At 69.9% G+C, this 22,764-nt stretch carries 25 protein-coding genes; 13 read left to right on the plus strand and 12 right to left on the minus strand.

Translation table 11 applies throughout. The features are described 5' to 3' along the window. Positions 1 to 9: 9 nt before the first annotated feature. Positions 10 to 510 (plus strand): peptide deformylase, encoded by a 501-nt coding sequence (gene def, locus ACM6LR_RS18795; protein WP_414937293.1) that lies wholly within the window; start codon positions 10 to 12, stop codon positions 508 to 510. 108 nt (positions 511 to 618) lie between these two features. Here the strand turns inward: def and ACM6LR_RS18800 are convergent, their stop codons facing one another. The 4 genes from ACM6LR_RS18800 to ACM6LR_RS18815 all read right to left on the minus strand — a co-directional run bounded on the left by ACM6LR_RS18800 (position 619) and on the right by ACM6LR_RS18815 (position 3,929). Continuing rightward, positions 619 to 1,704, minus strand: a complete 1,086-nt coding sequence (locus ACM6LR_RS18800; RefSeq protein WP_414944195.1) for a GNAT family N-acetyltransferase — start codon at positions 1,702 to 1,704, stop codon at positions 619 to 621. Positions 1,705 to 1,813: 109 nt separating this feature from the next. Further along, complete coding sequence (locus tag ACM6LR_RS18805; protein ID WP_414944196.1) at positions 1,814 to 2,482, minus strand: VOC family protein; 669 nt, start codon at positions 2,480 to 2,482, stop codon at positions 1,814 to 1,816. A gap of 61 nt (positions 2,483 to 2,543) precedes the next feature. Then, positions 2,544 to 3,308 (minus strand): maleylpyruvate isomerase family mycothiol-dependent enzyme, encoded by a 765-nt coding sequence (locus tag ACM6LR_RS18810; protein ID WP_414937290.1) that lies wholly within the window; start codon positions 3,306 to 3,308, stop codon positions 2,544 to 2,546. 138 nt (positions 3,309 to 3,446) lie between these two features. Next, the gene (locus tag ACM6LR_RS18815; RefSeq protein WP_414937289.1) at positions 3,447 to 3,929 is read right to left on the minus strand and encodes an SAV_6107 family HEPN domain-containing protein; all 483 of its coding nucleotides are present in this window, start codon (positions 3,927 to 3,929) and stop codon (positions 3,447 to 3,449) included. Between the two features lie 236 nt (positions 3,930 to 4,165). Between ACM6LR_RS18815 and ACM6LR_RS18820 the strand changes: the two genes are divergently transcribed. Beyond that, positions 4,166 to 4,696, plus strand: a complete 531-nt coding sequence (locus tag ACM6LR_RS18820; RefSeq protein ID WP_414937288.1) for a YbaK/EbsC family protein — start codon at positions 4,166 to 4,168, stop codon at positions 4,694 to 4,696. After that, positions 4,693 to 5,271 (plus strand): GNAT family N-acetyltransferase, encoded by a 579-nt coding sequence (locus tag ACM6LR_RS18825; RefSeq protein WP_414937287.1) that lies wholly within the window; start codon positions 4,693 to 4,695, stop codon positions 5,269 to 5,271. Before ACM6LR_RS18820 ends, ACM6LR_RS18825 begins: the two co-directional genes overlap by 4 nt. 68 nt (positions 5,272 to 5,339) lie before the next feature. Here ACM6LR_RS18825 and ACM6LR_RS18830 read toward each other — a convergent pair whose 3' ends face one another. The 3 genes from ACM6LR_RS18830 to metF all read right to left on the minus strand — a co-directional run bounded on the left by ACM6LR_RS18830 (position 5,340) and on the right by metF (position 9,273). Next, on the minus strand, positions 5,340 to 6,221 hold the full coding sequence (locus tag ACM6LR_RS18830; RefSeq protein WP_414937286.1) for a DMT family transporter: 882 nt from the start codon (positions 6,219 to 6,221) through the stop codon (positions 5,340 to 5,342). Positions 6,222 to 6,660: 439 nt separating this feature from the next. Continuing rightward, entirely contained in the window at positions 6,661 to 8,346 is a 1,686-nt protein-coding gene (locus tag ACM6LR_RS18835) for a DUF885 domain-containing protein (RefSeq protein WP_414937285.1), read from the minus strand. Between the two features lie 42 nt (positions 8,347 to 8,388). Next, complete coding sequence (gene metF, locus ACM6LR_RS18840) at positions 8,389 to 9,273, minus strand: methylenetetrahydrofolate reductase [NAD(P)H] (RefSeq protein ID WP_414937284.1); 885 nt, start codon at positions 9,271 to 9,273, stop codon at positions 8,389 to 8,391. A 119-nt stretch (positions 9,274 to 9,392) separates the two neighbouring features. Between metF and merB the strand changes: the two genes are divergently transcribed. Further along, entirely contained in the window at positions 9,393 to 10,070 is a 678-nt protein-coding gene (merB, locus tag ACM6LR_RS18845; protein WP_414944197.1) for an organomercurial lyase, read from the plus strand. On the opposite strand, the gene ACM6LR_RS18850 is transcribed toward merB, so the two are convergent. Continuing rightward, positions 10,067 to 10,372, minus strand: coding sequence for an AzlD domain-containing protein (locus ACM6LR_RS18850; RefSeq protein WP_414937282.1), 306 nt, complete (start codon positions 10,370 to 10,372; stop codon positions 10,067 to 10,069). The two genes, merB and ACM6LR_RS18850, sit on opposite strands and share 4 nt — an antisense overlap. Further along, on the minus strand, positions 10,369 to 11,037 hold the full coding sequence (locus ACM6LR_RS18855) for an AzlC family ABC transporter permease (protein WP_414937281.1): 669 nt from the start codon (positions 11,035 to 11,037) through the stop codon (positions 10,369 to 10,371). The genes ACM6LR_RS18850 and ACM6LR_RS18855 overlap by 4 nt, the downstream gene beginning before the upstream one ends. A 47-nt stretch (positions 11,038 to 11,084) precedes the next feature. Between ACM6LR_RS18855 and ACM6LR_RS18860 the strand changes: the two genes are divergently transcribed. The 6 genes from ACM6LR_RS18860 to ACM6LR_RS18885 all read left to right on the plus strand — a co-directional run bounded on the left by ACM6LR_RS18860 (position 11,085) and on the right by ACM6LR_RS18885 (position 16,354). After that, a complete protein-coding gene (locus ACM6LR_RS18860; protein WP_414937280.1) occupies positions 11,085 to 11,633 on the plus strand; it encodes a CGNR zinc finger domain-containing protein in 549 nt (182 codons plus the stop codon). A gap of 151 nt (positions 11,634 to 11,784) precedes the next feature. After that, complete coding sequence (locus ACM6LR_RS18865; RefSeq protein WP_414937279.1) at positions 11,785 to 12,876, plus strand: polyprenyl synthetase family protein; 1,092 nt, start codon at positions 11,785 to 11,787, stop codon at positions 12,874 to 12,876. Next, positions 12,876 to 14,351, plus strand: coding sequence for a phytoene desaturase family protein (gene crtI / locus ACM6LR_RS18870; RefSeq protein WP_414944198.1), 1,476 nt, complete (start codon positions 12,876 to 12,878; stop codon positions 14,349 to 14,351). The genes ACM6LR_RS18865 and crtI overlap by 1 nt, the downstream gene beginning before the upstream one ends. Then, a complete protein-coding gene (locus ACM6LR_RS18875; protein ID WP_414937277.1) occupies positions 14,348 to 15,277 on the plus strand; it encodes a phytoene/squalene synthase family protein in 930 nt (309 codons plus the stop codon). The genes crtI and ACM6LR_RS18875 overlap by 4 nt, the downstream gene beginning before the upstream one ends. Continuing rightward, positions 15,274 to 16,059, plus strand: a complete 786-nt coding sequence (locus ACM6LR_RS18880; RefSeq protein ID WP_414944199.1) for an LLM class F420-dependent oxidoreductase — start codon at positions 15,274 to 15,276, stop codon at positions 16,057 to 16,059. The genes ACM6LR_RS18875 and ACM6LR_RS18880 overlap by 4 nt, the downstream gene beginning before the upstream one ends. Before the next feature lie 46 nt (positions 16,060 to 16,105). Then, complete coding sequence (locus ACM6LR_RS18885) at positions 16,106 to 16,354, plus strand: hypothetical protein (RefSeq protein ID WP_414937275.1); 249 nt, start codon at positions 16,106 to 16,108, stop codon at positions 16,352 to 16,354. An 84-nt stretch (positions 16,355 to 16,438) separates the two neighbouring features. Here ACM6LR_RS18885 and ACM6LR_RS18890 read toward each other — a convergent pair whose 3' ends face one another. Then, the gene (locus ACM6LR_RS18890; RefSeq protein ID WP_414937274.1) at positions 16,439 to 16,807 is read right to left on the minus strand and encodes an Rv2175c family DNA-binding protein; all 369 of its coding nucleotides are present in this window, start codon (positions 16,805 to 16,807) and stop codon (positions 16,439 to 16,441) included. 184 nt (positions 16,808 to 16,991) lie between these two features. On the opposite strand from ACM6LR_RS18890, the gene ACM6LR_RS18895 reads away from it, so the two are divergent. Both ACM6LR_RS18895 and ACM6LR_RS18900 read left to right on the plus strand, forming a co-directional pair. Next, positions 16,992 to 19,046 (plus strand): PASTA domain-containing protein, encoded by a 2,055-nt coding sequence (locus ACM6LR_RS18895; protein ID WP_414937273.1) that lies wholly within the window; start codon positions 16,992 to 16,994, stop codon positions 19,044 to 19,046. Between the two features lie 118 nt (positions 19,047 to 19,164). Continuing rightward, entirely contained in the window at positions 19,165 to 19,956 is a 792-nt protein-coding gene (locus ACM6LR_RS18900; protein WP_414937272.1) for a hypothetical protein, read from the plus strand. A gap of 224 nt (positions 19,957 to 20,180) precedes the next feature. On the opposite strand, the gene ACM6LR_RS18905 is transcribed toward ACM6LR_RS18900, so the two are convergent. Further along, positions 20,181 to 21,014: an NAD(P)H-binding protein gene (locus ACM6LR_RS18905; protein WP_414937271.1), complete on the minus strand. Its 834-nt coding sequence runs from the start codon at positions 21,012 to 21,014 to the stop codon at positions 20,181 to 20,183. Positions 21,015 to 21,109: 95 nt separating this feature from the next. On the opposite strand from ACM6LR_RS18905, the gene ACM6LR_RS18910 reads away from it, so the two are divergent. Continuing rightward, on the plus strand, positions 21,110 to 21,859 hold the full coding sequence (locus ACM6LR_RS18910) for a TetR/AcrR family transcriptional regulator C-terminal domain-containing protein (protein WP_414944200.1): 750 nt from the start codon (positions 21,110 to 21,112) through the stop codon (positions 21,857 to 21,859). 75 nt (positions 21,860 to 21,934) lie between these two features. Here ACM6LR_RS18910 and ACM6LR_RS18915 read toward each other — a convergent pair whose 3' ends face one another. Further along, on the minus strand, positions 21,935 to 22,762 hold the full coding sequence (locus tag ACM6LR_RS18915) for a cell division protein FtsQ/DivIB (protein ID WP_414944201.1): 828 nt from the start codon (positions 22,760 to 22,762) through the stop codon (positions 21,935 to 21,937). Positions 22,763 to 22,764 lie beyond the last annotated feature (2 nt).

Below are 22,764 nucleotides of genomic sequence, written 5' to 3' on the forward strand. Positions count from 1 at the left end.
CGTTCGAACATGGTGATGCGCGACCTGCGCTACTTCGGGGATCCCGTGCTCAAGACCGTATGCGACCCGGTCACGACCTTCGACAAGAAGATCGAGTCGCTGGTCACCGACCTGATGGACGGGGTGAAACCGGCCGGGCGCGCGGGTCTCGCGGCACCGCAGATCGGGGTCGGCCTGCGGGTGTTCAGCTACGACGTCGAAGGGCTGACCGGGTACGTGATCAACCCGGAGATCGCCGAACTGTCCGAGGAGACGCACGAGATCGGCGAGGGCTGCCTTTCCGTGCCGGAACTCTGGTTCCCGGTCGTCCGCGCGAAGCGTGCCGTGGTGCGCGGCGTCGACCTGCGCAACGAACCGATCGAGGTCGACGGCGTCGACGTGCTCGCGCAGTGCCTGCAGCACGAGATCGACCACCTCGACGGCAAGCTCTATCTGGACAGGCTCACCACCGAGCGCAAGAAGCGCGCACTGGGCGAGGCCCGCGGCAAAGACTGGTTCTGGAAGCGCTGACCCCTCCCCCGCGTTTCGTCCTCTAGTTGCGATCGTTCGCGTTCCGAACTACCGCAAGTAGTCCTCTAGTTGCGGTAGTTGGGGGTGCGAACTACCGCAACTAGAGGACTAAACGCGGGGGGTGGCGAGAGCGAAGCGCAGGGTGCCGGAGTCGCCGGGGACGCGTTCGGGGCGGAGCCCCACGCGGGCGGCGGTGCGGCAGAGGGAGTCGTCGCCTGGCAGGCACACGGCGGCGAGTTCGCGCTCCCCCGTGGCGGTGGCGAGGACGGCGAGCCGGGTCAGCAAGGCCGTGCCGATGCCCTGTCGCTGCCAGGAATCCTCGACCAGGAGTGAGACTTCGGCCGCGCCGCCGTCGGCCGACGGGATCAACTGGCCGAGACCGATCACGTCACGGCCGCAGACCGCGAGCAGGCTCACTCCGCGCGGCGGCATCAGCAGCCGGTGCAGCCAGCGACGCGGCACGGCACGCATCCCCGTGTGGTAGCGGTGGAAGAGCGTCGTCATCGAGCATCTCTGGTGCAGCGCGGACACCGCCTCCGCGTCACCGGGAACGCCCTTCCGCAGGACGATCGCGACACCATCGGGCCGGTCGAGCACGATCGGCCCGGTCACGTTGTCACGGACGGCGGTCATCAGGCCGATCAGCGCGACGGCCCGGCTCAGTTCCAGTTCGACGAACGGCGACCACCGGCGGCGCGCGACGAACGCGACGCCGTCCCCTGCCGGGAACACCGCCCGGTGCCCGCCCTCAGTGCGGGCCGGGTTCGCCTCGATCGACGGGACCTTCGTGACGACGTCGGCCGCGAGAACCCCGCGGAGCACCTCCGCGAGGCCACCTGGCTCCTCGACCGCTCTCTTGGCCGAGGCGAGCGTCGCGGTGGCAGGATCGACCAGTTCGGCCAGATCGGCGTCGATGACGGCTGAGCATTCGCAACCTTCGTCGCGGAGCGTGTCGACGAGCAGTTGCCGCGGCAGGCCGGCGGCCGGGCGCAGGACGATCTCGTCGAGCACGCCGCCGGGAACCGGGAGCACCGACAGCCCGAGGATGTTGCACTCGAGGTCGGCCAGCCGGATCGCGATCCTGGCCAGGGTGCCCGGCCGGTCGTCCACGCGGACCCTGACCCGCCAGGCGGACGCTGTCGCCGTCTCTTCACCGGGATGAACCTGGGTGGGCCGGACTCGGTAGGTCTCCATGGCCTCAACGGTCCCGGCCGGTTGTTGCCTGCCCACGGCGCCGATGTTTCGCTCAGGTCAGCGTTCGGCGCCGTCACGCAACTCGGACGAAACAACCGAGGCGAAACACTCAGCGGGGTGTGAGCACGCTGAATTCGTTGCCCTCCGGGTCCACCATCGCCTCAGCACCCAGCCCTGTCGCGCCGAGTTCCCGCAGGCGCCGGACTTCGGCCGTCCGGCTACCGCCTCGCCGTGGCGCGATCTCGAATCGCAGCCGGTTCCGGTGCTGTTTCTCGTCTCGGGACGCCAGGAACTCGACCCAAGGGCCGCGGCCGTCCGGCGGCCGCAGGCCCACGATCGCCTCCTCGCGGACACTGATCTTCCAGCCCAGCGCGGCCGACCAGAATCGCGCGAGCCGCTCCGGATCGCGAGCATCGGTGACGACCGAAGCGATCGCGCCGGTGCCCGCGTACTGCTCGCGGGGCTCGAGGACGCAGAACTCGTTACCCTCGGGATCCGCCAGCACCACCCACGGCACCCGTTTCTCCTCCGGCGGGCCCTGGCCGACGTCGACGTGCCGTGCGCCGAGGGACAGCGCACGGTCCACCAGTTCGGCCTGGTGTTCCGGCGAACGGCTCGCCAGGTCCAGGTGCAGCCGGTTCTTTCCCTGTTTGGGCCCCGGCTCGGAGCGAAAGGCCGGTTGGAACGGGGCGTCCCAGCTGAACAGCCCTTCCCAGAAACCCGCCAGATCTCTGGGAAGGGCCGAGTCGAAGACCAGGTTCATAAGGCGCGCTGTCACACCGGTGAATCTAGCCGGAACCACCGACACTTCTGACCGGTTTGGCTTCCCCACCGACCGGTCATCGGGTCGCGAGCCGCAAAAGGGCCCAGAGTTGTCCCGCCATGTCCTGGTCTCCGCTGACCGTCACCGCCGTCGGACCCGCTCTTCCCCAGAGCCAGCGGTAGATCTTGTCCGGCTTGCCGGTGACCAGATCGTCCGCGCGCTGGGCATCCTCGGCCGAGCAACGCCAGGCGACCGTTTCCGTGGGTCCGGCTCTGGCGATCCAGTTGTGGCCCGCGGTGCGCACGCCGACCGATCCGGTCTTGGTGCCGGACAGCCCCAGCAACGGCAGCCGCTGGCCGAACCAGAGCGCCAGTGCCTCGTCGATCCCGTCGAGTGCCACGTCTTCGGGGATCTCCGAAACGTCCCGTCCGGCCGCGCTCTCCGCGTCGATCCGGTGGATCGTCGCCTCGTGCGCCATGCGCCGCCGCCAGAACCCGTAGCTGCGGTCCGCCGGCCACCAGGTCGACGCCAGTTCGTCCGCGTCGTGCGCGGACAGTTCGGCGACGAGTTCGTCCCGGCCCTCGCGGAAGTACTCCTCCAGCGTCTGCCCCGGCCCTGGCTTGCGCTGCCAGTGTTCGGGACGCCGCCCGTCGGTGATCCACCGCCGGGTGACCCGGTACACGCTGCCCACGTGCCTGAGTACCTCGCCGAGGGTCCAGCCGGGGCAGGTCGGGACCGGCGCGTCGGCGGACGCGGTGTGCGCCACCTGAGCCATCAGCTCGGTCTCGGCGCCGATCACCTCCAGGAACCTGCCCTGGTCGATCATGGCCTGCCCGGCCATCGGGCACCCCCTCTCCGTGGTGACATGGAACGTGTCTCTCAAACCGAAGCCGGCTGGTCAGGTGAGGACACGCACGTGTGTTTCTTTTCGGGCGGAGGCCTCAGAAATTCGAAAGCGCGCTTTGAAAGACCCTGCTCGCTAGGCCACATACGCCCCGTCACCCATCGACAGCCCGTGTACCACCCGGCGCACCAGTTCCAGGAACACCGAGGCCGCCTGCGCCAGCTCGTCCGCCGTTTCGACGGTGACCTTGCCGGTGATCCCGGCCTGCGCCGCGGCCCGCGTCGCGGAGTTGGCCGCGAAGAACACCGCCCATTCCTTCAGCTCGGGTGCGACCGATTCGAGCAGCACCCAGCCGCTCGCCGGCCGGGCGCGGCCTCGGTGCGGACGCCCGCGGGCCTCCAGCACCGCCGCGGCGCCCCGCAGCGCGGCGAGATACGCCCCGATGAACCGCTCCGCGGGATCGGTCTCCCGCTCTGCTTCGCCAAGGCCACGCCTTGCCTGTGCGTACAAGGAGACCGCCGCGGGTGGTGCCGGCGGGCGCAACGACATCGGCAGGGCGGGCTGTGCGGCGCCACCCGGCCTCTTGGCTTCGTCGGGGGACACGACCGAAACGGACATGACGACCCTCCTCCTGTACGTGAGCGCCGGCCGGTGCCCGGCGCCGAGGCGCTTCCCCCGCCCCCGCTCCGGACACCTACCGGTGCGCGCTCACCGAATGTCGAACGTCTGTTCGAACAAGACCAATGTAACCCTGAAGCGCCCCTTTCTTCAACCCCGGCAGCCTCGACCCCGTAGCCGGGTGATCGCCGCATGTGGTGCGGGACACGGGATCGGCCACGTGATCTCATAGGCTCATGAGCACCATCGACCAGTCCGGCCACCCCTCGGTGGCCAAGGTCGCGGCCGCGCTCGCGGAGGCGGGTCAGCAGGCCGCCGCCGACGGGATCCGGATCCTCCCCGCCGAAGTCCGCACGGCCGCGCAAGCCGCCGAAGCGCTCGGTGTCGAGGTCGGCGCGATCGCGAACAGCCTCGTGTTCCGCAGTCGTACCAGCGGCTCCGAGACCGCCCTGCTCGCCATGACCTCCGGCGCGCACCGCGCCGACACCGCGCTCCTGGCCTCGCTGACCGGCGCCGACGAGGTCGGCAAGGCGGACGCGGATTTCGTCCGCGAGCACACCGGGCAGCCGATCGGCGGGGTCGCGCCGGTCGGGCATCCGACGGCGTTGACCACCGTCGTCGACACCGCGCTGCGCGCCCACGACGTCGTCTGGGCCGCCGCCGGGCATCCGAAGTCGGTGTACCCCACGACGTTCGACGGGCTCGTCGCGCTGACCGGGGGCACTCCCGCGGCCGTCGCGGGCGGCGGGCAGGATGGGCGCCCGTGACCGCGATGTCCTCGGAATGCACCCGTTACGTCCAGCTGTCCGCGGACGAGTTCCGCGCCCGGCTCCCCGAGGCGCTGACCATCTACGTCGACGCCATGCGCTACCCAGAAGGCACGGCGGAACAACGGGCGCCGATGTGGCTCACGCACGCGCTGCGCGAAGGCTGGCGTTGCATGGCCGCGCTCGACGCGGACGGCGTCCTGCTCGGGCTCGCCTACGGCTACAAGGGCCGCGGTGGCCAGTGGTGGCATGAGCAGGTCCGCCACGGCCTGACCCGCCGCGAGGGCCAGGCCGCCACCGAGCACTGGATGACCGACTACTTCGAACTCACCGAGATCCACGTCAGCCCCGCGAGCCAGGGGAAGCGGATCGGCGAGGATCTCCTGCGACGGCTGCTCGACGGCGTGCCCAGCGCCCACGTCCTCCTTTCCACGCCGGAGGGCACCAGCCGGGCCTGGAACCTGTACCGGCGGGTCGGCTTCGTCGATGTGCTGCGGGACTACCACTTCGCCGGCGATCCTCGGCCGTTCGCGATCCTCGGCCGGACGCTGCCGCTCCAGGCGCTGCCGGAGTAAGTCTGTTCGATGGGCTTCGTGATCCAGGCGGTGCGCGAAGACCGCGAACAGGCTCACTCCGGCAGCGACTAGGGCCTGGAGTAGGCGACGGCGAGCGCGGCGATCAGCACCGCCGCGCCGCACCAGCCGACGGCGCCGAGCCGTTCGCCGAGCACGACCATGGACAGCAGGGCGGCGGTCAGCGGTTCGAGCAGGGCGGACAACGCGGCCAGCACGGGATGCGCGCTTTCGAGGCCGCGGAAGTACGCGGCGTACGCCAGCGCCGTGGGCACGACACCGAAGTAGAGGACGAGCGCGAGCACGCCAGGTTGCGGCGGCACGGCCATCCCGAACCACAGCGCGGCGGGAGTGAGCGCCGCGCCGCCGATCAGGCAGCCGAAAGCGGTGGTGGGCAAGGGATCCAGGCCCTCGACGCGGGTCGCGGTGACCAGCGTCAGCGCGGCGAACCCGGCCGCGGCGACCAGTGCGAACAGCACGCCGGCGAGGTCGGCCTGCTGCCCCGGCGTCCACTGCAGCAGCGCGAGTCCCACGAGGGAACCGGCCAAGGACACCAGCGTCCACGCCCCGGGCAAGCGCCGGGTTTTGACGACCGTCGCGACGGTGAGCAGCACGGGGGCGCTGCCGATGGTGGTCATGGTCGCGACGCTCACGGAACTCAGCGAGACCGCGGCGAAATAGCTGGTCTGGAAGAGGGCGAACAGCACGCCGACCACCAGAAGGCGACGGCGGGCCGGTGGTGTGCGGGGAAGGCCGCGGAGGCCTCCGGTGAGCCAGAGGTAGCCGGTGGCGATCAGACCGCCGACGAGCAGCCGGTACGCGGCGACGCTCAGCGGATGGAGTCCCGCGCGGGAGGCGAGCAGGGATCCGGCGAGGCCACCGGTTCCCCAGAGGACGCCGGCGAGGACCAGTGCGGCCGACGATCGGGCGCGCGTGGGTACGGCAAGGGACATGGGAAAAACGCTCCTGCGTCTGTGTCTGTCGGAAGGGACTTCGACGACGCGGGGTGCTTTCAGCGCATCACGGATCGGCCGGGCGGCTGGAACGCCGCGCGGCCAGGCACACCCCGCTCAGGAGGCGGGGGGTGGGGTGACGAGAAAGATCCGGTGCACGGAGGGAACGTAGCAAGGAGGGGCGGCGTGCGCACGTGCTTTGCGGTCTGCGGGCTTGTAGCGGGCTGAAGGGGACTTTCACCGCGTGCGATACGGGGAAAGCGCCCTTCACCGCGTGTCATGCGGGGAAGGCCGCCCTTCACATACTCCTCGGCCGACGCTCCCACGACGGATGAAAGGCTGCGATGAAGGACGCGTTCACAGCAGATTCACTATGAACGCGACCTTCGTCACAGCTTCCGCCGTGGCGCGATCGCCCGCACGAGTAGCGAGAGCGGGCTCAGTCCAGCGCGGCCAGCATCTCCCGCAGCGTGTCCAGCCCCATCCCGCCCAGCGCCAGCGCCCGCGTGTGGAACTGCTTGATGTCGAAGGCGTCGCCCTGCCGGGCACGGGCCTCGTCGCGCGCGGCGAGCCAGAGGCGTTCGCCGAGCTTGTACGACGGCGCCTGCCCCGGCCAGCCCAGGTAGCGGTCGATCTCGTCGTGCACGTGGGCCGGGTCGGTGACGGTCCGGGTGAGCATGAACTCCAGGCCGAGTTCGGGCGTCCACCGCTCGCCCTCGTGGAAGCCGGTGCCCGCCGGGATCTCCAATTCCAGGTGCATACCGATGTCGACGATCACGCGCGCGGCGCGGAACAGCTGCTCGGACAGCATGCCGAACAGTTCCCCGTCGTCGGCGAGGAACCCGAGGTCTTCCATCAGCCGCTCGGAGTACAACGCCCAGCCCTCGGCGTGCCCGGAGGTGAACGCCAGCAGCCGCTGGTACTTGTTCAACGACTCGGACTGGTCGACGGCGGTCGCGATCTGCAGGTGGTGGCCCGGAGCGCCCTCGTGGTAGACGGTGCTGACCTCACGCCAGGTGGTGAACTCCTCCCGGCCCTGCGGCAGCGACCACCACATGCGGCCGGGGCGGGAGAAGTCCTCGCTCGGGCCGGTGTAGTACGCGCCGACCGTGCCGCCGGGCGGGGCGATCCTGCACTCCAGCTCCATGACCTGGTCGGAGATATCGAAGTGCTTGCCGCGCAACGACTTCAGCGCGTTGTCGGACAGATTCTGCATCCAGGCCTGAAATTCCGACCGGCCGCGCACGACGTACTTCGGATCGGCGTCGAGGACGGCGGCCGCCTCGGCGAGGGTGGCGCCGGGTTTGATCCGGCCGGCGACCTCGCGCATCTCCGCTTCGATGCGGGTGAACTCGGCCCAGCCCCAGGAGTAGGCCTCGTCCAGGTCGAGGGTGGCTCCGGTGAACACCCGGGACCACAGTTGGTACACCTCGGCGCCGACGGCGTCCTTGACCGGCGCCCGCGGGGCGAGCTCGGCGCGGAGGAATCCGGCGAACTCCGCGTACGCCTCCTGCGCGGCGCGGGCGGAGTGCTCGAGTTCAGCGCGAAGCTCCGCGCTCACGCCCTTCGCACCGGAGATCAGCGCGGTGAAGAACCCGGTCTCTTCCTTGAGCCCCGCCCAGGTCTCGGCCTGCTCGGCGACCTTGCCGACCTGGCGGAGCGCCGAGACGTGGCCCGCGTCGGCGGCGGCGAGCAGCGACACGCGATATTGGTCGAGCGCGTCGGGAATCTTGGCCATGCGGGCGGCGATGGTCGCCCAGTCCGACTCGGTCTCGGCGGGCATGAGGTCGAAGACCATCCGCAGGTTCTGCGCGGGGCTCTCGATCACGTTCAGCTCGGCGATGTCGAGACCCGCCTCGTGGATCTCCAGGATCAGCCCGATCCGCTCGGTGAAGACCGCCTTGGCCGCGCGTTCGCCGTCTGCGCGTGGCTCGGCCGCTTCGATGTCGGCCAGTGCGCGGGAGGCGATCGAGGCCCGCGCCGCGTACCCGGCGGGCGAGTAGTCAGTCAGCTGGTCGTCGTATCCGGAGATGCCGTACGTCGTCGCGGTGACCGGATCGGCCGCCGCGTACTCGTCGACGTACCGTTCACAGATCTGGTGCACACTTTGCGCGGTTGAAGCCATGCCCGGCACGCTACCGGGACGGGGGGCGAATTCGGTACGGAGTTACGCGCGAGCCGGGACCAAGCCGAGCCTGCTGACCACCTCGCGCGTGGCCTTGGACCGGTTGAACGTGTAGAAGTGCAGGTCAGGGACACCTTCGGCGATAAGCCGCTCGCACAGTTCGGTCACCGTGTCGATCCCCGCCGCGCGGAAGGACTTCGGGTCGTCGGCCAGCGGTTCGAGCCGGTCGAGGAGCCGCCGCGGCGCGGGAGCGCCGGAGAGTTTGATCGACGTGTGCAGCGTCCGCAGCGTGGTCAGCGGCATGATACCGGGGATGACCAGCGCCTCGCAGCCGGTGGCCGCCACCCGGTCCCGCAGGCGGAGGAAGTCCTCGGGTTCGAAGAACAGCTGCGCGATCGCGAAATCCGCGCCCGCCCGGAGCTTGCGCACGAGGTACTCGGTGTCGGCTTCGAGATTCGCCGACCTCGGGTGGCCGTACGGGAAGGCCGACACACCGACGCAGAAGTCGCCGAGGGACCGCACCAGTTCGACGAGTTCCTCGGCGTAGTTGAGCCCGTGCGGGTGCGGGACCCAGTCGCCGTAGACATCGCCCGGCGGGTCGCCCCGCAGCGCGAGGATGTTCCGCACGCCGACGGCGGCGTACCAGCCGATGACATTGCGCAGTTCCGCGACCGAGTGGTTCACGGCGGTGAGGTGCGCCATCGGCACCAGCGTGGTCTCGGTCGCGACGCGGGCGATACTGCGGATCGTGCCGTCGCGGCTGGAGCCGCCGGCGCCGTAGGTGATCGACATGTACGCCGGGTCCAGTGGCTCGAGTTCCCGGATCGACTTCCACAGCACGGCCTCGTCCGCGGTGTCCCTTGGCGGGAAGAACTCGATGGAGAACACGGGTCCATCACCCTGCAACCGCTCGACCACCGACGTCATACCGCCATGTTAAAGGGGAAAGTCCGCTGGCTGGGAGCCCCCTCCCAGGCAATGGACGGCGGCTCGAGCCACTCGCGAGCGGTTGCCGAGCGGCGCCCGCCTGGGGAGACTCAGGAGCCATGAGCGCCGAAGACGACATCAGCTGGGACGAAGACGTCCGCGTCGCGGTCTACCGCGCGTTCGCCGAGCGCGGGAGGCCGCCGACGGCGCCGGAGCTGGCCGACGCCGCCCACGGGTCGCTCGCGGTGGCGAAACAGGCGCTGCACCGGCTCGCGGAGCAGCGGCATTTGGTGCTCGACGCTCGCGAGCACGTCACGATGGCGCATCCGTTCGCGGCGATCCCGCTGGGGTTCTCCGTGATGGGCGAACGGACGCTCTGGTGGGGCGGCTGCGCGTGGGACGCGTTCGCGATCCCGCATCTGGTCAAGGCCGAACCCGAGGTGCTGGTGTCCACCCGCTGCCGTGGTTGTGGCGAACCACAGGCACTGATGGTGAACGACCAGACCCCACCGAAGGGTGAACTGGTCGCCCACTTCCTGGTCCCGGCGGCGCGGATGTGGGACGACGTCGTGCACACCTGCGGCAACCAGCGGTTGTTCTGCGGCGAGTCCTGTGTGGATGGTTGGCTCACCGAAACGGGACAGAACAAGGGATACGTCCTGGATCTCGCGACGCTGTGGCGGCTCGCGGCCGGTTGGTACGAGGGCAGGCTCGAGCATGGCTACCAGCGACGCGATCCGGCCGCGGCGGCCGCGTACTTCCAGCGGGCCGGGTTGTCCGGACCGTTCTGGAGCTAGATCAGGAAGCGCAGCGCGGCGGTGACGACGACCCCGCAGAGGATCGCGGCGAGCACCGGTACGCGCAGCACGTAGGTCACCGCGATGGCGGCCAGTCCGGCGCAGAGCGTCCAGTCGACCCCGGTCCAGGCCTGGCCGGTGACGTCGGTGAGCACCAGACCGGCCAGCAGTGCGGGCGCGAGCAGCGCGATCACGCCCGCCAAGCGGGGCGGCAGTTCCCGGTCGCCGAGCAGGGCCGGGCCCGCCGCCTTGAACCCGACGCTGATCAGCGCGACGGCGACGATGGCGATCCAAAGTGTCATCGCCGGGCCCCCAAACCCACGATGGCGGCTGCCGAAGCGCCGATCAGTGCGAGCCCGACCGGGACGAACAGCACCAGGACCCCGGCCAGACAGGCGGCGAGCGCCGCCGTCCAGACCGCCTCGCGGGAACGGCGCAGTTCATCGATGAGCAGGACCAGGAAGAAGCCGGGGAACACGACGTCGAGCCCGAAGCGCGCGATGATGTCCGGCGACGGGGCGGCGAGGACACCGAGCACCGTGCCCAGCACCCACGCGGGTAACTGGACGAGCGTGCAGCCGATGAGTTTCTCTCGGTCGAAGCGCCCTTCGCCGAGATGGGCGGCCACCCAGGAACCGTCGACGACGGCCTGCCCCTCCCACGCGCGGCGCGGGCGACCTCCGCGCAGGTCCTTGGCGACGGCGACGCCCATCGGCAGGAAACGGGCGTTGATCAGGGCCGCGGCGCCGACCGCGACGGCGAGGTTGCCGCCGCCCGCCAGCGCGGTGGCCATCGCGAACTGGGCCGAGCCGGAGAACACGATGATCGACGCGACGATCGGGGCCGCGATCCCCCAGTTCAGAGTCTGGCTGTAGGCGCCGAAGGTGATACCGAGGACGAAGGTCGCGACACCCAGCCCGAGGCCGACTCGGACGCCGGCCAGATAGGGCCGCCGGAGCGTTGTCATGCCTCGACTCTAACAAGCTAAACTGAGTTTGACCATTAGGAGGCTTCGTGGACCGCCACTGGGACGGGTACGACAGCATCGGCGGGAGCGTGCCGTTGGACCTGGTCAACACCGTTTCCTGGCGGCGCGATCCGGCCAGGCGGGACGACCGGCTTTCCGATCCGGTGCGGCTGTCCGAGTGGGTCGTCCTGGTCGGCGCGGGCGACCAGCGGCTGGAGATCTCCGAGGCCGTCCTGGAGACGGTGAAGACGTTCCGCGAAACGCTTTATCGGGTGCTCGTGTCGGACCCACCGGACGTCGAGGCGCTGCGGAAGACGCTGGTCTCCGCGTACCGGCACGCCGAACTCGCGCCGTCCTTGCCGCTGCGCTGGACGGTCCCGCTGGTGAACGCCGCCGCGTTGCCGCACTTTCTCGCGCTGGCGGGCGAGGAGTTGCTGCGATCCGGGGACTTCGAACGGATCCGGGAATGCGAGGGGCCGGGATGCGGCTGGATCTTCACCGACCACACGCGCAACCGGTCGCGGCGCTGGTGCAGTTCGTCGGACTGCGGGAACCGGGCGCGGGCGAAGCGCCACTACGACAAAGGTCGCGCCTGACATCACCCGCAATTAGTCCTCTAGTTGCGGTCCATGCGCGTGCAACTACCGCAACTAGAGGACTAATTGCGGTGAGGGGGTGACGTCTCGTTCGCCACATTCGGAGGCACCCGACTGGGTAACGGCGGTGTCCTTCCCGGAGGATGTGCTCATGGACACGTCCGCCTACGACGCCGATCTGCCCGCCAACGTCGAGCGGGCGCTGGCCGGGTTCCTGGAGCGCGCCGGTGCCGAAATCCGCCGCACCGAACCGACCGTCGGAGTCGGGATCGACGCTCTGGCCGGGTTCGTGCTGGGCGGCGGCAAACGCCTGCGCCCGACGTTCGCCTGGTGGGGCTGGCGTGGCGCGGGCGGCGATCCGGCGGGGCCGGACGTCGAAGGCGTGCTGCAGGCGGTGGCCAGCCTGGAGCTGATCCAGGCATGCGCGCTGATCCACGACGACCTCATCGACTCCTCCGATTCGCGCCGCGGTTCGCCGACGGTGCACATCGCGGGCGCCAAGCTCCACGCCGACAGCGGCTGGCTGGGTTCGCCGAGCACGTTCGGGCTCGCGACCGCCGTCCTGGTAGGCGACCTCGCGCTGGCCTGGGCCGACGACATGTTCGGCGAGGCCCCGCTCCCGCCCGCGGCCCTCGCGGCGGCGCGGCCCGCGTGGCGCGCGATGCGCACCGAGGTGCTCGCCGGGCAGTACCTCGACGTCCGCACCCAGGCCACCGGCGACGCCTCCCCCGAGGCGGCGCTGCACATCTGCAAGCTCAAGACGGCCGCGTACACCGTCATGCGCCCGCTTCACCTCGGTGCCGCACTCGGTGGCGCCGACGACGCCTTGATCGCGACGCTGCGCGAGTTCGGTGACGAGGTCGGCGTGGCGTTCCAGCTGCGGGACGATCTGCTCGGCGTGTTCGGCGACCCGTCGGTCACCGGGAAACCGGCCGGCGACGATCTGCGCGAAGGCAAGCGGACGCTGCTGGTCGCACTGGGTCTGCAGCGAGCCGCGGAGCAGGGCAAGAACGCCGCGGCACGGGTCATCTCCGACGCCATCGGCGACGCGCACCTGTCCGAAGACGCCGTCGAGACCGTGCGCGAGGCACTGCAGGACGTCGGCGCCGTCGACGCGGTGGAACGCCGCATCGACGAGCTCACCGAGTCCGCGATGGCGGCGCTGGACCGCGCTCATCTGGCCGAGCCCGCCCCTGCCGCGTTGACCGGGCTGGTCGTCAAGGCGACCCAGCGGACGTACTGATGCGCACCGTCACCGGTCCGAGTGACCACGTGGTGGTGATCGGTGGCGGGCTCGCCGGGCTGTCGGCGACGCTGCACCTGCTCGGCGCCGGACGCCGGGTGACTCTGCTGGAGCAGGACAAGACTCCCGGCGGCCGTGCCGGCCAGGCGGATTTCGGCGGCAATACCGTCGACACCGGTGCCAGTGTGCTGACCATGCCGGAGCTGCTCGACGAGGCCTTCGCGGCGGTCGGCGAATCCCTGGCGGACAACCTGACGCTGACCCGGCTCGACCCGGCCTATCGCGCGCGGTTCGCCGACGGCAGCACGATCGCCGTGCACACCGAGGCGGTGGCGATGGAGGCCGAGATCCGCGCGGTCGCGGGCCCGGCCGAGGCCGAGGGTTACCGTCGTCTGCGGCGTTGGCTCACCGAGTTGTACGCGGTGCAGAAGGACCATTTCATCGGCGCGAACTTCGACTCCCCGCTCGACCTCGTCCGCCCGGAGCTGGCGAAATTGGCCGCACTGGGCGGTTTCGGACGGCTCGGCCCGAAGATCGGCGGCTTCCTGCGCGACGACCGGGTGCGTCGCCTGTTCTCCTTCCAAGCGCTCTACGCGGGACTCGACCCGGCGCGCGCGATCGGCGCGTACGGCGTCATCTCCTTCATGGACACCGTCGGCGGGGTCTACTACCCGACGGGTGGGATGGGCGCGATCGCGCGGGCGATGACGAGCGCGGCCGAACGAGCGGGCGCGGAACTGCGATTCGGCACCGAAGCCGCTTGGCTGGAAAGGGTTTCCTCGCGGGTGCGCGCGGTGCGAACCCGCTCCGGTGAGCGGATCCCTTGCGACACCGTGGTTCTCACGACCGAACTCGGCACCGCGTACCGGCTGCTCGGCGCCCGTCCCCGGCGTCCGCTGCCGCTGCGGTACTCGCCGTCGGCTGTCGTGCTGCACGGACATACGCCGAAAATTTGGCCGGAACTGGGCCACCACACCATTTTCTTCGGCCACGCCTGGGAAAAGACGTTTTCGGAGATCATCCGCGAGGGCAGGCTGATGAGCGATCCGTCACTGCTGGTGACTCGGCCGACCGCGACCGAACCGGGGCTCGCCCCCGGCGGCGACCAGGTGATCTCGGTGCTGGCCCCGGCGCCGAACCTGCGCCGCGGCAAGATCGACTGGGGCAGGGTCGGGCCCGCTTATCGGACGGAACTCCTGCGGACACTGGAAAAACGCGGCCTCACCGGGTTCGCGGACGACTTCGCCATCGACGAGACGATCACTCCGGCGGGCTGGGCGGAGCGCGGCCTCACCGCGGGAACCCCGTTCTCGCTCGCGCACACCTTCGCCCAGACCGGCCCGTTCCGGCCGGGAAACCTGATGCGGGCGGCGGAGAACGTCGTGCTGGCCGGCTGCGGGACCACACCGGGCGTCGGCATCCCGCCGGTGGTGATCTCCGGCAGACTCGCGGCGGGAAGGGTCACCGGCCGATGAAGGAACTCGACGCCGCGGGCATCACCCAGCCGGCGTTACGGGCGGCGTACACCGAATGCCGCCGCATCAACGCCCGCTACGGCCGCACCTTCTTCCTCGCGACCCGGCTGCTGCCGTCGCGGACACGGCCGTTCGCGCACGCGCTGTACGGCTTCGCGCGGATGGCGGACGAACTGGTCGACAATCCCACGCCCGGCACCGATCCGGCGTTCGCGCTCGACGAGGTCGCCGGACTGGTCGGGCAGGTCTTCGACGGCGGCACGCCCGCCGATCCGGTGCTGGCCGCGCTCGCCGACACCGTGCGGCGCCACGACCTGGACCGCGACCTGTTCGACGCGTTCCTGCGATCGATGGCGATGGACCTCAAGGTCACCGAATACGCGACCTACGCCGACCTCAAGGACTACATCCACGGTTCGGCCGAGGTGATCGGCCTGCAGATGCTGCCGGTCTTCGGTACCGTCGTCCCGATCCCCGACGCCGAACCCGGTGCCGCCGCGCTGGGCGAGGCGTTCCAGCTGACCAACTTCCTGCGCGACGTCGGCGAGGACCTCGACCGGGGGCGGCTGTACCTGCCCACCGAGGAACTGGCCGCGTTCGGCGTCGACCGCGAACTGCTCGCATGGTCACGTGCCCGCGGCCTGCCGGACCGGCGGGTACGGCGCGCGCTCGCCGTGGCGGTGGCGCGCAACCGGGCGGTGTACCGCCGGGCCGAAGCGGGAATCCCGTTGCTGCGCGAGGAATCCCGGGACTGCGTGCGGACCGCGCTCGTGCTCTACGAGGGCATCCTCGACGAGATCGTGGCCCTCGGTTACGACGTGCTGAACACCCGCGCGGTCGTCCCTCGCCGTCGTCGCGCGGCCGTCGCGTGGGCGAAGTTACTGACGAGCGCGTGGAGCAACTCCAGGCTTAAGGTGCGAACATGACCACTGCTTCGAACAGGAAGATCCGGATCGGCGTCCAGCTGCAGCCGCAGCACGCCGAGTACAAGGCGATCCGCCGGGCGGCTTCGGAGGCCGAAGACCTCGGTGTGGACATCGTGTTCAACTGGGACCACTTCTATCCGCTGTACGGTGAGCCCGAGGGCCTGCACTACGAGTGCTGGACCATGCTGGGCGCCTGGGCGGAATCCACGTCACGGGTCGAGATCGGCGCGCTGGTGACGTGCAACAGCTACCGCAATCCCGAACTGCTGGCCGATATGGCCCGCACCGTCGACAACATCTCCGACGGACGGCTGATCCTCGGCATCGGCTCCGGGTGGTTCGAGAAGGACTACGACGAGTACGGCTACGAATTCGGCACCGCCGGCGGGCGGCTCGACAACCTCGCCGAGGCACTCCCCCGGATCGAGAGCAGGCTCGGGAAGCTGAACCCGCAGCCGGTCCGCAAGATCCCGGTCCTGATCGGTGGCGGCGGCGAGAAGAAGACGCTTCGCCTGGTCGCGAAGCACGCCGATATCTGGCACGGCTTCGGCGACCCGGAGGTCGTCGAGCGGAAGGTCAAGATCCTCGACCGACACTGCGCCGACGTCGGCCGGGACCCGAAGGAGATCGAGCGTTCGGTCGCCGTCGAGGGCGAGCCCGAGGAGCTGGGTCCGAAGCTGCTGGAGCAGGGTGTCTCGCTGTTCACCGTGGCGACCGGCGGGCCGGACTTCAACCTCGACAAGCTGCGGTCCTGGATCCAGTGGCGGGACAAGCAGAGCTGAATCCGTTTCACGTGTGACGAACGGGACTTTCAGTGCAGATTTTGCGATGAAAGTCCCGTTCATAGCGTTCCGGGTTGCCTACCTGCGCTTCCTGCTCACGGCCGCCGGACCCGACGTGGTGACCCTGACAGCCGCGGCCCTACTCGCCGGGTTCGCCGAAGGACCGCAGCTTTCGGCGCTCTTCGCCATCCGGCATCGCGAAGCGCCCGCGGAAGTGCGAGCCCAGGTTTTCGCGACGGCGGCGAGCGTGAAGATCACGGACTCGCGACGGGTGCCGCGGCCGCGGGACTGTTGAGCGCACTCTCCGTAACCACCGCACTGGGTGCCGCGGCGGGCTGCCAGTTGCTCGCCGCCGCGACGTATGTCCTGTTCAGGACGTCTAGAATGCCATCGACTGCGCGCGCCGCTTGACCTCGGTGCCATGGCTGGTGCGAAGCGCGTTGACCGGGGTGGCTCCCGGCAGGGTCTCATCCTCGGCGAAAAGCCAGCGCAGCATCTCCGTCCTGCTGAAGCCGGAGTCCGCGAGCACGGTGATGGTGCCCGCCAGGCCCTTGACCACGCCGTCCTTCACCAGGAACGCGGCCGGGACGTATAGCTCACCCTTGCGCCGGACGGCGATCAGATGACCGTCACGTAGCATCTGGCGCACCTTGTTGGCCGAAATGTTCAGCGCGGTCGCGACCTCCGGAAGCGGAAGAACGGCCACATCTGCACCGAGAACGTCGTCGGCGACGGGAATCCCACTCACAGGTGACACTGTGCCACATTCCGTCTATCGCTCCGCTGGGACGCATGGGTGACGGCGTGGACATGACGGAGAGTATCCATACGATCACGCATACCGCTGATTCGAGGAAATAGCCGAAATCGTGATCCCAGGTGAGCCAGGTCCCGTACACCAGAACATGGGCACCTCCGTACGATCCATGACCGTGACACGCACGGACCCCACTCTGGTGGGCACTCTGCTCGAGGGCCGCTACCGGGTGGACAAGCTGCTCGCACGCGGTGGGATGTCGTCGGTGTACCGCGGCGTCGATACCCGCTTGGACCGCCAGGTCGCCATCAAGATCATGGACCCGCGCTTCGCCGACGACAGGTCGTTCGTCGAGCGCTTCGAACGGGAGGCCCGCTCGGCGGCCCGGCTGCACCACCCGCACGTGGTGGCCGTGCACGACCAGGGCTTCGACACCCCTGGCGGGGAGGAATCCGGCCGTGCGTTCCTGGTCATGGAGCTCGTCGACGGCGGGACCCTGCGCGAGCTGCTCTCCGAACGCGGCCCGCTGGACGTCCCGCTCGCGCTGAGCATCACCGAGCCGGTGCTGTCCGCGCTGGCCGCGGCGCACGCCGCCGGACTGGTGCACCGCGACGTCAAACCGGAGAACATCCTCATCGGCCGCGGCGGCACCGCGCTTTCGGGCGGCGTGGTCAAGGTGGGCGACTTCGGCCTGGTCCGCGCGATCGCGAGCGCGGGCACCACGAGTTCGAGCGTCATCCTCGGCACGGTCGCCTACGTCTCGCCCGAACAGGTCGCCACCGGCGCGACCACCTCGCGCGGCGACGTCTACTCGGCCGGGATCCTGCTGTACGAAATGCTCACCGGGCGCGCGCCCTACACCGGCGACACCGCCATCTCGGTGGCGTACCGGCACGTCAACGACGACGTCCCGCGCCCGAGCGAACTGCGGCCGGGGATCCCGCCGCAACTGGACGAGCTGATCCTGCGCGCCACCCGCCGCGACCCCGAGCTGCGCCCGGCCGACGCCGCGGTGTTCCTCGCCGAGCTGCACCACCTGCGCACCGTCCTCGGCATCCCGGCGGTCCCGGTGCCCGTGCCGCTGCCGCCGGACGCCGACCGGGAGACCGACGCGGAGCGCACCACCCCCGGTATCCCGGCCGTCCCGGCGGTGAATTCCGCCTTGGCGACCGCGGTGCTGACGCCGGTCACCGAGGCGACCATGCCGGTCACCGGGCCGCGCGGAACGCAGGCGCTGCACCGGGAACCACAGGTGCCCGCCGCCCAGCCGCCCCGGACGCCTCCCCCTCGTCCCCAACCGACCGCAAACGACGACCAGCCGCGGTCGCGCAAGCGTCTCTACCTGATGATCGCGGCCGCGGTGGTGATCATCGGCGGCCTGATCGGCGCGTTCGCGTTCATCCTCAACGACACCGGCCCGACCTCGTCGTCCGTGCCGAAACTGGCCGGGATGAACCAGGCCGCCGCCGGTGACGCGCTCCGGTCGGCGAAGCTGACCCCCGTCTACACCGAGGAGTACAGCGACACCGCCGCGCAGCACACGGTGATCCGGTCCGACCCCGCGGCGGGCACCTCGCTCGCGCCGGGCGCCACGGTCGACGTCGTGCTGTCCAAGGGCCGCCCGATCGTGCCGGACATCCAGGCCGGGACGAGCCAGCAGGACGCGGAAACGGCGATCAAGGCCGCGCAGCTCACCCCGGTCCAGGGTGAGCAGGAGTTCAGCGACGTCGCCAAGAACAAGGTGATCCGTGTCGACCCGAGTCCCGGTTCGCAGCTGAACATCGGCGGGCAGGTCACCATCGTCCTGTCCAAGGGTCCCGAGCCGCTGCCGCCGGTCCCGGACGTCACGGGCCAGGCCAAGGACGCCGCGTTCGCGCTGCTGCAGCAGGCGGGTTTCCAGCCGTTCCAGGCTGGCGAGGAGTTCTCCGACCAGCTCGCCGCCGGCCAGGTGACCCGCACCGATCCGAAGGGCGGCGGCAAGGCGAGCAACCGCCGGATCGGAGTTTTCGTTTCGAACGCCGTCGAAGTACCGAACGTGACCTTCAAGCGGATGGAAGAGGCGATCCAGATCCTGCGCCAGGCGGGCCTGGAAGCCGACCGTGAGGGTCGCGGAAACGGCAACGGCCACGGCGGCGGAAACGGTGGTTTCGACTTCGTCCTGCAGCAGGATCCGCAGCCGGGCACCAAGGTGCCGAAGGGCACGAAAGTGCGGCTCAGGGGCTTCGGGTGACGCGAAAGGTGCACTGAAACCGTTCAGTACCGGGCCGGTCATCGGATACCGTGAAGCGCATGGTGGTCTTTGACGGCGTGAGTGGCGTGTCAGCCAGGTTCGCCCCATTCGATCCGCGATGAGCTTCTTCACGGCCGGCCCGCGCAGCCGTCCCCTGTTCCCGGTGCCGGAGCAGGAACTGTTCGGCTACAACGGCCGCCCCTGGGTCGACTCGCCGCACGAGCACATCGTCCCGGCGATCCTGCCCTGGTCGATGCCGCTCGGCCGCGCCGAACGAACCATCGTGGCGCTGCGCGGCATCGAGGTGTGGCCGGAGGCGGTGTCCTTCCAGCTGTCGGTGTACTCGCGGGACCTCCTTCCCGGCGATCCCGGCGAAGGCCTGATCGACCACCGCCGGGTCCCGGACTACAACGCGCTGCTCGTCGGGGTGCTCTTCCCCGACGGCCGCCGGGCCAGTTCGGAGACCATCTCCGTGCCGTCCGCGTCGAAACCGGACCAGCCGGTGCTGCGCGCGCAAGGGCTGAGCGGTACGTCGTTCCACGTCGACCACGAGATCTTCTTGTGGCCGCTGCCGCCCGCCGGGCCGCTGGAGTTCGTCGTCCAGTGGCTCGACCGCGACATCGAGGAGACGCACACCTCGCTCGAAGGCACCGCGATCCGCAACGCCGCCAAGGAGGCGGGTGAGATCTGGCCCGGCCTGCCCGCCCGCGAGGCGCACGGGCTGCCGGTCCGCCGGGTCGGGGCGCAGGCGATGATCACCCCCGCTTGGCCCCGTGAGTCGCAGGCGCCGCCTCCGCTGCCCCAGCCGCAACGATCTTCCCCGCCACCCCAGCCACCCGCTTCGGCGACGGCGGACCGGCCACGGCGGGGTGCGCCGCTGCCGACCCGCCTCCCCCGCCGGGCACGCTGAGCGTTCAGCCAAAGGCCTCGTGAGTGGTGATTCGAGAGGGCCAAGGGTGTCTTAGGTACCTACCGCGGTGCGCCGCCGACGGTTTCGCGTGACCAGCGGGACGACTCGCTGCGTAACCCGGCCGCGCACGTGCCGTCCATCCCGTCACGCGTGTCGTCCATCGGCTCACCCGTGCCGTCCAGCCAATCACGCGAAACGGCCAGCTCGGTATCAGGGCCTCGACTTCAGCGGAAGGCTTCGACGTTCGCCACGGCCCACTCCGCGTAGCTGACACCGGGCCGTCCGGTGAGTTCCTCGACGACGCCCGTCGGCGTGTCGGGGTTCTCGGTGAAGTACGCGAAGCCGTCGAGCAGCCACTCGGAGATCTCCGGCGGAATCCCGGCGTCGGCCCACTGCTTGTTCGCCTCCTCCCGGGTGAGCTCCTGGAAAGTGACCTCCTCGCCGAGCGCGGCCGAGATGGCGGCGACCTGTTCGCGCTGGCTGATCGCCGTCGGCCCGCTCAGGGTGTGCTTCTTGCCGACGTGCCCTTCGGTCAGGATGACGTGTGCCGCGACGGCGGCGATGTCCCCGAGGTCGATCGGCGTCATCCGCGCTTCGGCGTAGGCCTCGCGGACCACGCGTTCGGACTTGATCGTCCCCGCCCAGCCGAGGGTGTTGTTCATGAACGCGCCCGGCCGCAGGAACGTCCAGTCGAAGCCCGCCTCGCGGACCGCCTTCTCGACGATCGCGTAGGCCACACCGCTCGAGTTCTCCGCCGGGTCGTCGGCGTTGTTGCCCGAAAGCGCCACCACTCGGCGCACTCCCGCTTCCTTCGCCAGCTTCACGAAGTCGTCCACCGTGTCCGCCAGCGGCGCCAGGTACACGGTCTCGATGCCCTTCAGGGCTTCAGGCAGCGTCTCCGGCTTGCCAAGGTAGCCCTTGGCGACCTCCACCTGCTCCGGAAGTGCCGCCTTCACCGGGTTGACGGTCAGCGCCCGCACCGGCGCTCCGGCCCGCACCAGTTCGTCGACCAGCAGCCTGCCGACACTGCCGGTCGCGCCGGTCACCAGGATCGTCACGATTCCCCACTCCTTTTCGTACGTCCTACGGATATGGTTTAACCGTACCTCATACGAGAATGTAGAATCCAGCTACGCGGCCGAGTGGAGTGTGGATGGACTTCGAGCGCAGTCTCGATCTGTTGTGGCGTGACCGTGGCGACGCCCGGCAGCCGACCAGGGGTCGGAAGCCGAAACTGACCCTCGACCAGGTGATCTCCACCGCCGTCGCGCTCGCCGACGGCGCGGGTGAGGCGACCGTGTCGATGAGCCAGATCGCCAAGGAACTCGGCGCCGGCACGATGACGCTCTACACCTACGTCCCCGGCAAGACGGAACTGCTCGACCTCATGGTGGACTCGGTGCTCGCCGAGCGTGACCTCCCCGGCCCCGGTGATCCCCGGCCGGACGGCTGGCGCGAACAGGTGCGGCTCTACGCCGAGCGCACCCTGGCCGTGTTCCGGGCGCATCCGTGGCTGCGCTCGACGTCGATGGTGCGGCCGGTGCTCGGACCGGGGCTGATGGCTGGCCAGGAGTACCTGATCGCGGCCGTGTCGGACATCGGGCTGGCGCCGCGCGAGGCGGCCGCGGCCGCCAACAGCATCGAAATCTACGTCCAGGCGAACGCGGCGTTTTCGGCCGAGACCGCCCAGGTCGAGCGGCGGACCGGGCAGTCGACCGATGCCTGGTGGGTGCAGCGGTCGGTGTTCTGGGAGAAGTACTTCGACGTGGAGCGGCATCCGGGAATGACCCGGATATGGGAAAGCGGGGGTTACGACTCGGACACCTGCGAAGCCGCCGATGAGACCTTCACGTTCGGCTTGGAGCGCATGCTGGACGGCATCGAAACCCTGGTCACCCCCTGACCCCCTCCCTCGCGTTTCGTCCTCTAGTTGCGGTAGTTGGCAGCGCGAACTACCGCAACTAGAGGACGAAACGTGTCAGGAGACGGTGGGCAGGTCGGGTGCCGAGACGTCGAAGACCTTCCCTTCGCGGGTGAGAAGCGCGGCGAGGACCTTCGCCTTGCGTTCGGTGTCGGCCGAGGTCCCCCAGCGCACCGTCTTCCCGTCGGCCAGCGCGAACTCGACGCTGCCGGGCGTCTTCGCCGTCGCGGTGGTGACCTGCTTCGACAACTGCTGCGGGATCACGCCGAGGACGCCGGTCACCGCGCGGGTCACCGGGTCGTCGGCCGACACCAAGGGCAGCTTCAGCTCGGGCAACCCCGTGGGCCGCTCCTTGACGGTCTTGAACACCACTCCCCCACCGTCGACGAGGTGCACGCCGTCGCCGCCGGGCCCGCTGTCGAAGAACGCGATCGCGGCGCGTTCGGTCACGGTGATCTCGAGTGTGCCCGGCCAGGACCGGGAGACGTCGACGGTGGCGATGCCGGGCATCTGCGCCACCCGGTCGCGGATGTCGTCGGTGTCCAGGCGCAGCATCGGTTTCTGGTCCGGCACCGCCGCCGCGGCGCGGATCTGGTCCGCGGGCACGGAATTCGCCCCGGCGACGTCCACCTGCCGCACGCCCAGCATCGAGCTGAACCACAGCAGGTAGACGACGGCGACGACGGTCAGCACCGAAAGCAGCGCGACCCAGCGCCGCCGCATCTCCCTGCGCTTGACCGGCCGGGTGGTGCGGCGGCGGTCCTGGACGGACCGCTTGCCGCGCCGGGCCTTCGCCTGTTGAGCCCGGTTAGCCCGGTGAACCCGGTCCCTGCTCGGACGCCGACCGGGTTCGGCCGGGCGGCGGCGTTCCCCGGTCTGCGTCATGG

This window comes from Amycolatopsis sp. cmx-11-32, from assembly GCF_047608695.1.
GTDB lineage: Bacteria > Actinomycetota > Actinomycetes > Mycobacteriales > Pseudonocardiaceae > Amycolatopsis.

Bases quoted from the DNA above. Each gene is read 5' to 3' on its own strand.
- ACM6LR_RS18915 (WP_414944201.1), bottom strand. From the start codon at position 22,762: ATGACGCAGACCGGGGAACGCCGCCGCCCGGCCGAACCCGGTCGGCGT.
- ACM6LR_RS18820 (WP_414937288.1), top strand. From the start codon at position 4,166: ATGAGCACCATCGACCAGTCCGGCCACCCCTCGGTGGCCAAGGTCGCG.
- ACM6LR_RS18880 (WP_414944199.1), top strand. From the start codon at position 15,274: ATGACCACTGCTTCGAACAGGAAGATCCGGATCGGCGTCCAGCTGCAG.
- crtI (WP_414944198.1), top strand. From the start codon at position 12,876: ATGCGCACCGTCACCGGTCCGAGTGACCACGTGGTGGTGATCGGTGGC.
- ACM6LR_RS18885 (WP_414937275.1), top strand. From the start codon at position 16,106: ATGAAAGTCCCGTTCATAGCGTTCCGGGTTGCCTACCTGCGCTTCCTG.
- ACM6LR_RS18830 (WP_414937286.1), bottom strand. From the start codon at position 6,221: ATGTCCCTTGCCGTACCCACGCGCGCCCGATCGTCGGCCGCACTGGTC.
- ACM6LR_RS18865 (WP_414937279.1), top strand. From the start codon at position 11,785: ATGGACACGTCCGCCTACGACGCCGATCTGCCCGCCAACGTCGAGCGG.
- def (WP_414937293.1), top strand. From the start codon at position 10: ATGGTGATGCGCGACCTGCGCTACTTCGGGGATCCCGTGCTCAAGACC.
- ACM6LR_RS18800 (WP_414944195.1), bottom strand. From the start codon at position 1,704: ATGGAGACCTACCGAGTCCGGCCCACCCAGGTTCATCCCGGTGAAGAG.
- ACM6LR_RS18875 (WP_414937277.1), top strand. From the start codon at position 14,348: ATGAAGGAACTCGACGCCGCGGGCATCACCCAGCCGGCGTTACGGGCG.
- metF (WP_414937284.1), bottom strand. From the start codon at position 9,273: ATGACGTCGGTGGTCGAGCGGTTGCAGGGTGATGGACCCGTGTTCTCC.
- ACM6LR_RS18810 (WP_414937290.1), bottom strand. From the start codon at position 3,308: ATGGCCGGGCAGGCCATGATCGACCAGGGCAGGTTCCTGGAGGTGATC.
- ACM6LR_RS18815 (WP_414937289.1), bottom strand. From the start codon at position 3,929: ATGTCCGTTTCGGTCGTGTCCCCCGACGAAGCCAAGAGGCCGGGTGGC.
- ACM6LR_RS18855 (WP_414937281.1), bottom strand. From the start codon at position 11,037: ATGACAACGCTCCGGCGGCCCTATCTGGCCGGCGTCCGAGTCGGCCTC.
- ACM6LR_RS18835 (WP_414937285.1), bottom strand. From the start codon at position 8,346: ATGGCTTCAACCGCGCAAAGTGTGCACCAGATCTGTGAACGGTACGTC.
- ACM6LR_RS18850 (WP_414937282.1), bottom strand. From the start codon at position 10,372: ATGACACTTTGGATCGCCATCGTCGCCGTCGCGCTGATCAGCGTCGGG.
- merB (WP_414944197.1), top strand. From the start codon at position 9,393: ATGAGCGCCGAAGACGACATCAGCTGGGACGAAGACGTCCGCGTCGCG.
- ACM6LR_RS18910 (WP_414944200.1), top strand. From the start codon at position 21,110: ATGGACTTCGAGCGCAGTCTCGATCTGTTGTGGCGTGACCGTGGCGAC.
- ACM6LR_RS18900 (WP_414937272.1), top strand. From the start codon at position 19,165: ATGAGCTTCTTCACGGCCGGCCCGCGCAGCCGTCCCCTGTTCCCGGTG.